Raw genomic sequence first — 14,021 nt, 5'->3', positions numbered from 1 at the left:
TTTTTATTTCAGTACGTTTACTTCGTACAAATCCTTCCTTCGATCTTTCAAGGTTTTGACAGTTCCATATTCGTGTAAATCTCTTAAAGCATACAAATCCACATCGGCGATCAATACCATCTCTGTATTGGGAGTAGCCTCTGCTTTGATCGCATTATTCGGGAATGCAAAATCTGAAGGTGTAAACACTGCAGACTGCGAATATTGAATATCCATATTATTCACACGCGGCAGGTTACCGACAGAACCTGCAATAGCCACATAACATTCATTCTCAATAGCGCGTGCTTGCGCACAATGCCGCACACGAATATATCCATTCTGCGTGTCTGTCATGAAAGGCACAAACAGGATTTGCATACCCTGATCCGCCAATATTCTACCAAGCTCTGGAAATTCGACATCATAACAGATCAGTAAGCCGACCTTACCGCAATCAGTGTCAAATACTTTGACCTCACTACCACCCACCATACCGTAGTATTTCGACTCATTCGGAGTGATATGTACTTTCCTAAATTGATCGACATGTCCATTTCGATGACACAGGTAACTTACGTTGTACAGTTTTCCGCGCTCAAACAGGGGCATAGAACCAGCAATAATGTTTACATTGTATGAAACCGCAAATTGCATGATGCGCTGTTTGATTTCTTTGGTATGCTCCGCCAATTTCTCCATAGCCATACGCTCGGGTAAATCATTGTAAGGGCTCATCAACGGCGAATTAAAAAATTCTGGGAACATAATAAAATCGGTACCATAATCGGAAACTGTATCCACGAAAAATTCGATCTGATCGTAGAACTCTTCTAAATTCTTAAATTGACGCATCTGCCATTGTACCAGCCCCAGACGAATAGTTTGTTTGGAGGTCGATATAGATCGGGTATCAGGCTCGTAATAGATATTATTCCATTCCAATAAAGTAGCAAACTCCCTTGATTCATCATCTTCGGGCAGGTAATGTTTCAGAATTTTTTTAACATGAAAATCATTAGATAGCTGAAAAGTCAAAGTCGGATCGTATATTTCTTTACGTTTTACCTTTTCGATATAGACGCGGGGGCTCATTTCATCCGCATAATTATAATAATTGGGAATTCTTCCTCCGGCGACAATACTTTTTAGATTCATATTCTCACACAACTCCTTCCGCCCATCGTACAATCGTCGCCCTAGTCGTAAAGATCTATACTCGGGATGCACAAATACCTCAATGCCGTACAATGTATCCCCATCGTAATCATGCTTGCTAAATTTTCCGTCATCTATGATCTCGTAATATGAATCATAGATATTTGTTTTCTTGGAGTCCAAGATCAACGATAGAGCACATGCTACCACATGCCCATTTACTTCTACACATAATTGTCCTTCTGGAAACATATCCAGCAAATCCACAATATTGTCCCGTGTCCATACATCCCCTACCCCTTGATACGCTTCCGTCATAGACTTTTTCAAGTCCGCATAATCCTTTTTCGAAAGCAATCGCAAATTTATATCCATAATTCTCCGTGATTAATACCAATATAATAAACAAAAGTGATACCATAAACGAATCTACACATCAATAAAAAACAAAAACCTCATCGAGAATCCGATGAGGTTCATGTAGTAAAAAAACCAGGTAGATCTATTTTTGCTTATGGATTTTTTCTTCTAACATTTTAATAAAATATCCACCTACTACAGCCCGGGCTTTGAATCCAGATCGCACCAGCTTGTCCGTATATACCCAATCCGACATAGGTACACGATCGGTAGTTTCGTTCATAAATTTGTAGACCGGATTAATGAATTTTTGGAAGGTATCTTTATCATCCGCCATCGTTGCAGACCACATGATCCAATCAGTTTTGGTGTACGCTCTTCGATTGTCCAAGGGCAGTCCGTATTCATTTTGCTTTGTTAAGTAATAATTCACTTCAGTGGTAAAGATGGATTTATCAAAAATATTCATGTTGAGCAATTTGTCCCATACCAGATTATATTTCTGACTCCAAGTCCCTGGCTTATCAAAAGTTAATTTATAATGATCGCCATCAGCGGCCATACTCTTCCATTTGGAGGCCATATCCTTTGCGATACTGATATACTTTTGCGACACTTCTTTCTTTCCAAGCATTTCTGCTAGATAGCCGTATGAAGCGATACCTACTATTGCTTTGGCAGAAAGATTCGCATTATGTGCAAAATGCCCTGCAAAATCATCTGTACACAGCTGATTTTCTGGATCCAAACCATATTCAACAAGGTAATCTGTCCAAGTTGTCAGTACATCCCAATGCTTCTCCGCGTACTCAGCATTTTTCTCCATGCGCGCTATAGCATACGCCAATATGAGCATATTACCGGATTCCTCTACCGGCATATCACCTCCATAGGTCTGACCATTACCGATAGGATAAGTGCCAATATCGTGCGCAGCAAATGGCTTAGTCCAGCGTCGACTCTCGCTGTAATAAAAAATATGATTCATTAGCGCTTTGGCCAATTCGGGATTGTAATATAAGAACAACGGTGCCGAAGGGTATGTAATATCCACAGTGCCGATTGAGCCATTACTATCATTTTCTTTGGAAAGCCACAATAAATCTCCATTCGGCGCTTCTACTAATTTGTGTGCTGCGATGGCTTGTCTGTACGCTAATGCACATAATGCTGCATAGGCATCACCACCTGTTCTTTTGGCTGTATTCCATAGTTCTGCATCAAATTGATCACAGTCCTCTTTTAATTGCACAAACTCTTTGTGCGCCAATTCAAATTGCTTCTCAATGGATGAATTTTCATTCCTATTCCAATATGGTCTTAGATTTTTCCCAAAATATTGAATGGAGTAAATGTCGTCGTATCCTATCAGGATTTTATCCGAATAGTGCTCCTCTGTAGAAAATTTTTGTGTTAATACAATTTGTTTTCCTTGATCAGAAGAAGAAAAAGTTTGATTTTTCAGAAACTGACTTCGCAGAGCGACTCCATTTCCGATTGCGGATTTGGTTTTATTGGCTTCAGCCGCCATGTAAAAATAGCCCCAATCTATTCGCAGATCATCGCCTTTCTTACCCAATATTTCCTGACTTTTGCTTCCAGTTTTTACATATTGCAAATTACCGGCTTTATACTGACTGATCACCGCATCTTGCAATGGAGAATTGAGGGCCCAGTTTGTCGATGCTTCCAAGTATAATTCTATATTGTGCTTCTTTCCGTCCCGCGACTTCACCTCATAGGCTAAATAATTAACAGGTCGGGCAACTAAATCCAAATTATCCAAAAATACTGGAGCTATGAATGAAACGGACAACTCAACTGGCCCACAGTCAAAAATATAATTTGTCTGTGTGGCCTGTACATTGGCTGACTTTTGCACAGCTTCTTTAGTGAAGAACACTGAATTCTTCTTCTCCGTAAATATTCCGAAGTCAAAAAAACCATTGGCTACGCGATTATAGCAATAACCTGCAACGATGTTTTTACCTTTTTTGAGTGTTTTCACCACTTCCTCCGACAACTTGACGCGGCGATTTTTACCCGTAGCCTGCCCTGTGTTGGCCACTTCTATTCCATTGACATACATTATGGCGTCGTCATCGTGCGTAAATTCTAAATACACAGGTTTGCCCACCAAATCCTCTTTCAAAATCACTTCGCGGCGTACCCAAATTTTAGGTTCTTGCCAATCTGTTTTTGAATTGGGCTCCTTATCTAGCGTTCCGAATGGTGCACTTCCCGTTTTCCAATGTGCATCTGCGAAATGCAGGGATACCCAATTTTTTGGAGGCTCTTGCACTGTATACTTAGCTGACCATTCTGCATGCTCACCCATTTTGGCAATGGGCACCAATTCTATTTCTTCCTTTCCTAAAAATCGATAAGCTACACCATCCACTTTGAGTACACCCAACAAAGGAAAGGACTTACCAGACCAATGACGTACGGCATCGTCGTACAAATTATTGGAAAACGACCATGCACTGGTATTGGGATCAAGCGTCACTAAAGGATACGCAGGCGCCCTCAACTCAATTATGATGGGAGGACTCTGCGCCAGCCCCGGGAGAGTTGAAAATACAAGATGGGTTAATAGTGTTAATATTCTATCGAATCTTATCATTTTGTGATACTAATTAGGTTTGTATAGTTTGCTGTGGACTTTAAACAATTCGGATTCAGGAATTTTGATCACCTTACGATCGTAAGTCATTAGTCCATTTGTTTCGACCTCCACATCTGTGGTTTGGGTGTAGACCGCAGCGGATAGTCCGAGAGGGATTAATTTTTCCAACTTGTCCACCAATTGTTTATATCGATTAAAAAGTTCTTCTTTGTTCTTGAAGCTTTGATATCCCCAATTGTCTTTTTGTTGCCACGTATGACCATCAACTGGCAGTCCAAGACCACCAAATTCACCTAATGCCAAAATGAATTTGTCGCCAAAAATAGCCGGATCAGGCATTGCAGCATCGGGATAATTATGGATATCTAAGATATGTCCTGTGTACATGAAGTTACCTCCGCTGGCACTATTTACTAATCGTGAATTGTCAAAGTCTATCGTCCAATCGGTGATTTCTTTGGTCTTGAATTGTCCCCATGCTTCATTAAACGGAACCCACACCACGATACTTGGATAATTGTGCAACGTCTCCATTATGGTTTTCCATTCTTTGCGGTAGTATGCTTCCGATTCTTTCGATCGATTTTTATCTCTCAAATCTCCCGAAAGTTTTCCTGGCTGCATATCCCAACTATTTCCACCCAAATCACCGCTAGGCATATCTTGCCATACCAGCATACCAATACTATCGCAATGACGATACCATCTTGCAGGCTCTACTTTGATGTGTTTACGGATCATATTAAAGCCCATTTCTTTGGTTTTGATTACATCAAATTTCAACGCTTCATCAGAAGGAGCTGTATGTAATCCATCAGGCCACCAACCTTGGTCAAGCGGACCATATTGGAAGACAAATTCATTATTCAACAACATACGTTGAATTCCATTTCTATCTTTTTCCATGGATATCTTGCGCATAGCAAAATAGCTTTTCGCTCGGTCTATGACTTTCCCTTTACGAATCAATTGAATTTCTAGGTCGTATAATTTAGGATTTGAAGGTGACCAGGCTTGTAAATTAGGCAAATCAATATCCACATTGCTATTGACATTGACCATCTGCTGCTTGATCTCGTTTGCTCCATCTTTAACAATTACTTTGACTTGATCCCCAGCCATACTACCTTCTACATTAGCGGCGAATGAGAGTTTGCCGGCATCAAATTGCGGTGTTTGTTTGGTCTGGGTAATGTATGTTTTAGGCACACTTTCTAACCATACAGTCTGCCATATACCTGTAACCGGGGTATACCAAATACCATGGGGATTTTTAATCTGCTTTCCTCTAGGTTGCGGACCATCATCCGTAGGATCCCATACACGGATTACTATATCTTGCTTTGCACCTTTTTTTATGAATTGGGTGATATCCATTGAAAATGAATTAAAACCACCTTCATGTCTTCCTACAAGATTGTTGTTTACATATACATCACATTGCCAGTCCACGGCACCAAAGTGAAGGATAATATTATCTTTATTGACTTTTTTGTCTAAAGTAATGGTATTATGATACCACAAAGCCTTATCTTTTCCTACTTCCTTACCTACTCCAGAAAGCGCAGATTCCACAGCAAATGGAACTAAAATCTTACCTTCCCAGCTTGCAGGAAATTCAGTCGCGCTAGCCGGTGTAATGGCATAATTCCATAATCCGTTCAAATTTTGCCAGTTGTTCTCACGAACCAACATTGGTCTAGGGTATTCAGGATGGGGCTGTTGCGCAGTTACTTTCTCACCCCAAGGAGTAAGAATTTTTGAGCCTGCAGGCTTCCATTCTTGCGCAAAACTAAGTTGAGAGGTGAGCATCAAACATGCTAAAAGAATCGTGTTTTTCATCAAATTAGAGTTATTATATGGTTATCTATTTTACTACTGGAAAGGCTGAAATACGCAATCGTGCCGCCCCCATCGGGATTAATTCCACTACCTCCTCCTCACTATCGGTGACTATAGGACTTAAAGGAAGAACAGCTGTCAATCCATGACGATCGATGATCCATTCCTTTAATTGTTTCGCTTTGATAAAGATAGAAATAGGTACTTTATTGGCTTCAAAAGGAAATGAATCTTTAGGCCAGTAACGTTTGACGACTTTCAAATTTTCAATCCGTTTCAATTCACTCCCTAAAATACCAAAATTCCAATCACTTCCTGGCAATATTTCATGCGAAGGCCATTTTGAAGGATCTGCATTTTCTTGCCATTTGGAATCTCCGATTGCCGAGGCCTTACTGTCTTTCTCCACATAATTCTCCTTGATTTTGAGGGAATACATCAAAGGACCACGAACAATGCTAACAGCATTTCTATTTTCTTCCCATGTTTTGGTTTCTATATGCATAGGTAATATCAGCTCCACTTGATCGCCATTATTCCACTGTCGGTCTATTTTGACGTACTTAGCGCCTTTGGCAACCTCGTATGTTGCACCATTGACCTTAACTTGTGCTTTCTTAGTCCAATGTGGAATACGCAAATAGAAAGGAAACTGAACGCCCTTTTGTGCCGTGCGCACTAAAAAATGTATGGCTTCATCAAAAGGATAATTTGATGTTTGCTGAATACTTATTTTACCGGAATCACCTACTTTCACATCGACAGTAGATGCCGCATATAATGTCGCAGCGACGCCATTGTCATTGGTAGCCATATAGAGGTGTTCGGCATAGTAAGGCCAGCCTTGGCTGTGATTATGTTGACAACATCTTGAACTAAATGGATTCATCATCAAGAATGGTCCCGTGTTATCAATTCCTGGCGCGTGATTATGACTATCGCTGATGGTCATATTGGGGCTCGTAATGTATCGCAAGGCTCTAAAGTCTGGGGTTACAGCTGCTGGGTAAGTATTGAAGGCCACTTCTTCGGCATGATCCGCCCAAAAAGGGTCTCCAGTTATCCCCAATAATATCTCATTGGATGCCATTTGCTCAACCATGCCACAGGTTTCTACGCCTTGGCGAGGATCCGTATATCCTGGCCTAGCATTTTCGTCTGCACCAAACATGCCTCCGGGCACTTGTCCGAAAATTTTGCGCACAAAATGAAAGCTCCTATATGTAGCTTCTAAATCTTTAAGTGAATGGCTCTTTAAGTAGTAAGTTGCGGGCTCGCGAAACCCTTGTGCTATATTCACGTTATGCCAGTTGGGCAAGTCACCTTCTTTGGCCCAATTGGCTGTATTGCGATGCAATTTGTCCGCCAAATCCAGCAACCATTCATTTCCTTCGGTACGATTATACAACCAATAGACGGACAGCATATTGTCCCCTCCACGGCTATTTTCCCAGTAGTCTTTCAAGAAAAAGCTGTCAGGCAAATTAATCTGCCATCTAAAATAATTGGTCATCAATGTCAGCACGCGTGGGTCACTGGTGTATTCATAATAAGACTGCAAGCACCACAGCATAATCATATTGCCCCAAAGGTCGGGCTTATTATTTTTCAAAATTAAAGGACCAAAATATCCATCCGGCCGTTGACTCTGAATCGCACCTTCCAGCCAGATTTTTGATTCCTCTAATATCTTTTTATCATTCAAGATATACCCCAGATGCGCATAGCCTTTGAGCCAGTAGGGCACTTCCTCCCACCCATATTCGCCCGAACCGTCTTTACTCAGCCAAGCATTATTTTTCTTGGATAACCAAGCGCTAATTTCCCCTAGATTACCTGTCAGTCCATCCCGTTGCAATACCAGATACTTCCCTAGCCAACCTGCAGGACGGATGTCTCCCACCGGGAGCTTCAGCAATACATTCTGTTTTAACGGTAATCTATTATTGACATAGTGCTTATTTTTACCTACGGAGGGCAATTCTTTTACAGCCTGAACAATATCCTGCTGCGCAAACACCACTATAGCGATCAAACTAAAAGAAAACACAAGAAAAAAGTGCTTTATCATCTTGTAGATAGGTTTATAAAATTCGTTTATAATTGATTAATCAAATATAAAACGCCTAGCATGAAAGATGACGGCATTTTATCTCAAAATCATATCTTTTTGTATCAAACCTCGATTTCAGACACCCTACCCATTTTTTGAAAGAAATATTCGTATAATTTTGATTTACAGTTTAAATATTAAGATATTTAAAATATCCATCATTATAAACCATCAGCAAAAATAGAATATGCACCAATTAGGTTTATGGCTAATTTTTATTTTAATAGCTTTTCCTCGGCTATTACATGCCCAGCCCTATTATTTCAAGCATTACCAAATAAATGATGGCCTGTCGAACAATACCGTAATTTGTAGTATGCAAGATAGCTATGGATTTCTTTGGTTTGGCACCAAGGATGGATTAGACCGTTTTGACGGCAACGAATTCAAACATTTCGATCTTCGAAATCCAGTACGGAACACCATTGCCAATAATATAATTTCATTGATAGAAGATGACAAAAAACAAATATGGATAGGTACAGACCAGGGAATTTATATTTATAACCCCATCCAAGAACAATTTTCCTTATTAAATAATGAATTTGCGAATGCAGATGTGCCAATCATAAAGATGGATACAGAAAAAAACATCTGGTTTGTCGCCAATGGCAAACTTTATATACATTCTCCATCGAAAAGTACAACCCAAAAAATAACAGGTGACCCGCATTTCATTACCGCCATTTATTGCGCTCACGATGGAGCTGTATATTACGGTACTTTGACCGGTCAGATATTCAAAATCCTAACGCAATCCACCATAAACGTCATCGACTTGGCGCAAAAATATGGATCAAAAGATTGGTATAGTATTCAAAAGATTACTGAAAATAATCAAGGTGACCTCCTATATGGCACATCCAAAGCCGGTGTGGGGATTATTCATAAAAAGGATAATACACAGCAATGGCTATTAGGAATAGAACATGTAAAACAATTTCTATACGTCAGAGATATCCATCAAACGTCAGATAATGAATACTGGTTTGCTACGGAATCTGGACTTTATATTTATACTATTTCCACGCAATCCTTTAGAAATATCCAAAAAGCAGAATATAATCCTTGGGGTATTTCGGACAATGCTATTTACAATATTTTAGAAGATAAAGACGGAGGTATCTGGCTAGGCACCTACTTCGGGGGAATAAACTATTATCACATTAACAACAGTCTAATCGAGAAATTCATGTCCAACACCCAAGGTGGGCAATTAGTCGGTACTGTGGTGCGTATAATTCAAAAAGACGATAAAGGAAATATCTGGCTCGGAACAGAAAATGGTGGTGTGAGCAAATTGGATCCGCTCACGAATGCTATCGAAAATTTCAATGTCAATAATGTGCGTCTCACCAACGACAATATTCATGGTCTGCTACCGCTCAATGATAAAATAATCTTGGGAACGTTTGTATACGGCATGGACATACTCGATTACAAATCCAAAAAAGTAGTTTACCACGTGGAGCCAAATATCAAAGCGAATTCCACATTGAAAAGTAATTTCCTTTACTATATTCACAAAAACAGAAAGGGCGAAATTCTCTTAGCGTCGACCCGTGGGCATTACAAATTCGACATCCACAGCAAAAGTTTCGAAACCATACAGCAGGTGCCCACGGACATGTCCTACACGACCCTGCTCGAAGACAGGCAAGGTAACATATGGCTCGGCACATGGCTAAATGGAATATACATGTATCATCCTGACAAAACCCAAGCCTTACATTTTAATCATCGTGCAGACAATGAAAATTCGCTGCCCAACAATAAAATAAATTGTCTGTATGAAAACAGAAAAGGTCAAATTTGGGTAGGTACAGAAGGTGGTATCGCCATCATCGACAAAAATAGATCAGGTAATTTTGAGGTTAGAAACATGAACCTCGATCTCCCTAGCAAAATTGTATTAGCGATTTTAGAAGACGAGCAGCAGAATCTATGGATTAGTACGTCAAAAGGAATGGTGCGTTATAATCCGGCAAACCAGACGCTTCGACTCTTCAATATGGAATCGGGATTACCCTCGATTCAATTCAACTATAATTCGGCACTGGATGATGGGCAAGGTAAATTCTATTTTGGAACCATCAATGGTATGATCCGCTTTAAGCCCGAGAAACTGAATCAGATAAAATACAATGCCCATACTCCTATTTACATCACCAAACTTGCGGTCAATAACAAAGAAATCTTACAACATGATAACCGCTCCATACTTAGCAAATCTATACTCTTTACGGACGAAATTGAGTTAAAGTATGATGAATCTTCCTTTAGCTTAGACTTTACGGCACTACTTTATGATTCCCCACACTCGATCAAATACAGTTATAAATTGGATGGTGTAAATAAGGATTGGGTGAGCAGCACAACCGAAAAACGAGCCCATTTCACGAAGTTATTGCCCGGCAATTATGAGTTCTTGGTCAAAGCGGATGATCCAAATGGCCATCCACTTTCCAATGTGCGTAAGTTAAAAATTAAAATATTACCCCCATTATGGGCCAGTATACCTGCTTTTATACTCTACTTCACTATTATTATTGGTTTGATAATTTTCATTATTTATCATTATATCGAACGTGAAAAACAAAAAAATAAAGCACAGCTATTGACCCTGCAAAATCAACGCGAGCAAGAGCTTTATCAATATAAAATCAATTTTTATACGGATGTAGTCCACGAAATACGTACACCGCTCACCTTAATAAAAGCGCCTTTAGAAAAATTGGCAAATAAAGTCCCTGCCAATCCCATTACCGACAAATTGTTAAAAAATATACAAAGCAATACAGAGCGTTTAATTTCTTTAAGTAATCAGCTACTGGATTTTAGGGAGTTGGAAACGAAAGGATTTCAAATTCATTTTGAGCTGAAGGATATCAGTCAGATTACACAAGATATAGTTGCGAATTATAGGGTTACTTTGGAAGCGCAACACAAAAAAATTGATTGTACCATCACCAAAAATATCATCTCATACATCGATGAAGATGCATATCAGAAGATTTGCAGCAACTTATTGAGCAATGCACTAAAATATTCCATCAAACACATCGAACTTTCATTGACTACTGATGTCAAGAATGAAATCCTTATGCTGCAAATAAAAAACGATGGAAAGTTAATTCCTGCTGAAGATTACGATTATATATTCGAGCCCTTCAATCGTCTTCATCATAGTAAAAGCATTCCTGGAAGTGGGCTGGGATTAGCATTGTGCAAGTCCTTAACATTAAAACTGCAAGGAACATTAGTTTATAAAGTAAATGACAAGAATCTGAATACTTTTATTTTGACATTACCATTAAAACAAACCAATACAGATGAATACTAAAGCAAATGTGTTACTCATAGATGATCATGCCGAATTGTTGGAATTTATTGCTGATGATTTGATGGAAGATTACCACATCACCAAATGTGCTAGTGCTTTGGATGCCTATTCTTTATTTGAGCATGAGAATTTTGACCTGATAGTCAGCGATGTAATGATGCCCGACATGGATGGATTTGAATTTTGTGAAAAAGTAAAATCAGATATGAATCTAGCCCATATCCCCGTCATCCTGCTGACCGCTAAAAACACCATAGAATCCAAAATAAAAGGTTTAGAATACGGTGCTGACGCCTACATCGAAAAACCTTTTTCTTTAGCATTTTTGCGTGCACAGATTGCCAGTCTGCTCAAAAACCGAACCCGCGTCAAAGAATTTTTCTTCAAAAACCCTGCTTCTCAAATCCAGCAGATAGGTCAGAATCAAAGCGATAAGGAATTTTTAATGAAAATTGAAGATATTATTCTTCAGAATCTGGAAAATCCGCAATTCAATGTGGATAAGATGGCGGACTTCTTATGCATGAGTAGACCAACACTATACCGCAAAATCAATGTAGTATCCAGCCTTTCGCCCAATGAGCTCATCAATCTGACTAGATTACGTAAAGCGGCAGAACTGCTCGCCCAAGGTAAACTAAAAATCTATGAAATTTCGAATCTACTAGGCTACAGTTCTGCGCAGCATTTCTCAAGAAATTTCCAAAAACAGTTCGCCGTGAGCCCTAGTGAATATCAACATCAAAATAGCAGCAAGGATAGACCCATGCACTAAAAATTATTTTTTATGCTGATTCAACTGATCAAACAGCGCCCATTGCGAAGCAAAGGAAAACATAAACATCCCCTCGACATTGTTTTTGGACTCGCTGCTATCCCAACCGCCTAAAAGGTCAGCAGGTAGAAATCCATTTGTGCGGTGATTTGCATACGCATAGCTTAAGGTTTTACGAAATTCATCAATATAAAATCTTGTATTGGGATCATAAGGTACAAGATCCAAATATCCTCTTAGCAAGACAGTATTAAACCATACATTAAATCCATCATAAGGCAGTGTATAATAATTCGCACGTTGGGCGTCACGTTTGGCAAAATATTCAAAACTAACCTTTGCCAAAGTCTTGGCATCTTGCAGATATTTACGGTTCTTGGTACTAGTATACAAGTCTACCGCACCCGATACCATTGTCCCACTATTGTATGTATAAGCACGACCTATAGGTTTCAACAAGGCCGTATGCGTCCTATATCTTGTTCCGTTCACTTCCTCATAGACAATATCGCAGTTAGGTGAACACTCCCCCATCATATCGGTATATACGCCTTCCTCATTCAGCAAATAATTCTTTTGCCAATCATATATTTTTTGCGCAAAGTCCAGATAATAGTCCCTTTTTGCCACAGTTTTGGATTTCCTTGTTTTTTTATCCTTTGCATCAATATATCGATAGGTGATTTTGTCCTTTTTATTTTTATAGATCTGAGACAGCCATACCAAAGGACTTATCATGGGGCCATTGCTGCAGGCGTGCTTGGTAACATAGCCTGGACCCCAAGGTATTCCTCCATGTTCCATACCCTTCGCATCACGCGTGGCGTCCCACCCATCCAGGACATAGGCGGTAAGGTATTCCGCCTTTTCCAAATATTTCTCATTATGGGTCAAATGATAGGACTCTAACAGTTCTCGTATAAGCCACATCTGATCATCGTAAACATTATATATACCAGTCACACGCGCTTTCCCTTTTTCGCGCACGCGATCTACAGCATAGACAGACCAATGTTGGGTTTGGGTAAAGGAAGTTAGTTCAAACGTACCCAAATAGTAATCCGCATTGTCGTATAATGTTGCTAAGATATTTTCGTAATGTCTACGCAAAGAATCTTGCTCTTGCTCTTGCTTATCATGCAGCGATTTCAAAATTAGATTGAGGGACTCAATAGCTGAAGTATACATCCATACACTGGCTTTTTCATCTGATTTCTGCTGGGTGAAAGGATTATAAAAACGATGCATAACGGCGTAATCCTTCGAGAAAAAATAATCCAAAGATGTGTTCAACATTTGTATCCCCTTATTCAAGTCATCATCTTTCATGTGATCAGCTTGAATAGGAAATTGCTGTACCGCTCTTACAGGAATGCAACTTATCAGACACAGAAAACCTGCACCAGCCAGTGCTACCTTACATCGATTAAATAAATTCATTTTAATATATAATTAGTTAATAATTCTCATAAGTATCAAAAGTGTCCACACTTTTTAATAATTAAAATAGTAGGATGACTGAAGTTATTAATAAATAACCCGTTTGTAAAATATATGAGACAAATTACATATTTAATGAGAAGAATTGATACCTCAACGCTTTCATTAACCACTAACTTTGAGTAATCAATTATAAAATATTTTTCAAAAATTATTATTTCAAAATGAGGCGGGAGCCAAGAGCCTTGAGTATTTAATTATTAAATAAAAATTAAATAGGCCATTCAAAAGGTATTGATCTATGGCTATGTTTCCAACACGTACTCCAGCAGAAAGCTCGCGCTCGCTTGTAAGGAAAATATTCCATTCATGTGGCTCAGTG

The 14,021-nt window shown here is 39.2% G+C and carries 7 protein-coding genes and 1 pseudogene; 3 read left to right on the top strand and 5 right to left on the bottom strand.

Annotation, left to right across the window (positions count from 1 at the left end):
* Positions 1-3: 3 nt before the first annotated feature.
* The 4 genes from EDC17_RS11300 to EDC17_RS11285 all read right to left on the bottom strand — a co-directional run bounded on the left by EDC17_RS11300 (position 4) and on the right by EDC17_RS11285 (position 8,039).
* A complete protein-coding gene (locus EDC17_RS11300) occupies positions 4-1,512 on the bottom strand; it encodes a carbon-nitrogen hydrolase family protein (RefSeq protein WP_132778178.1) in 1,509 nt (502 codons plus the stop codon).
* A 127-nt stretch (positions 1,513-1,639) separates the two neighbouring features.
* Positions 1,640-4,123, bottom strand: a complete 2,484-nt coding sequence (locus EDC17_RS11295; RefSeq protein ID WP_132778177.1) for a glutaminase family protein — start codon at positions 4,121-4,123, stop codon at positions 1,640-1,642.
* A gap of 9 nt (positions 4,124-4,132) precedes the next feature.
* On the bottom strand, positions 4,133-5,968 hold the full coding sequence (locus EDC17_RS11290; protein ID WP_132778176.1) for a glycoside hydrolase family 2 protein: 1,836 nt from the start codon (positions 5,966-5,968) through the stop codon (positions 4,133-4,135).
* 25 nt (positions 5,969-5,993) lie between these two features.
* Positions 5,994-8,039 carry a beta-L-arabinofuranosidase domain-containing protein gene (locus tag EDC17_RS11285; protein WP_132778175.1) on the bottom strand — a complete coding sequence of 682 codons (2,046 nt, stop codon included), beginning with the start codon at positions 8,037-8,039 and terminating at the stop codon, positions 5,994-5,996.
* A 229-nt stretch (positions 8,040-8,268) separates the two neighbouring features.
* Here EDC17_RS11285 and EDC17_RS11280 point away from each other — a divergent pair, with 229 nt between their 5' ends.
* Complete coding sequence (locus EDC17_RS11280) at positions 8,269-11,424, top strand: ligand-binding sensor domain-containing protein (protein ID WP_132778174.1); 3,156 nt, start codon at positions 8,269-8,271, stop codon at positions 11,422-11,424.
* Positions 11,414-12,199 (top strand): response regulator transcription factor, encoded by a 786-nt coding sequence (locus EDC17_RS11275; protein WP_132778173.1) that lies wholly within the window; start codon positions 11,414-11,416, stop codon positions 12,197-12,199. Before EDC17_RS11280 ends, EDC17_RS11275 begins: the two co-directional genes overlap by 11 nt.
* 3 nt (positions 12,200-12,202) lie before the next feature.
* Here EDC17_RS11275 and EDC17_RS11270 read toward each other — a convergent pair whose 3' ends face one another.
* Positions 12,203-13,639 (bottom strand): glycoside hydrolase family 76 protein, encoded by a 1,437-nt coding sequence (locus EDC17_RS11270; RefSeq protein ID WP_132778172.1) that lies wholly within the window; start codon positions 13,637-13,639, stop codon positions 12,203-12,205.
* A 288-nt stretch (positions 13,640-13,927) separates the two neighbouring features.
* On the opposite strand from EDC17_RS11270, the pseudogene EDC17_RS11265 reads away from it, so the two are divergent.
* Positions 13,928-14,021 (top strand): annotated as a pseudogene (locus EDC17_RS11265) (transposase); the annotation flags it as partial.

The organism is Sphingobacterium alimentarium (assembly GCF_004342685.1).
Classification (GTDB): Bacteria; Bacteroidota; Bacteroidia; order Sphingobacteriales; family Sphingobacteriaceae; genus Sphingobacterium; species Sphingobacterium alimentarium.
Note: the sequence above shows the minus strand (reverse complement) of the source record. Positions and strands in the feature narration are given on the sequence as shown.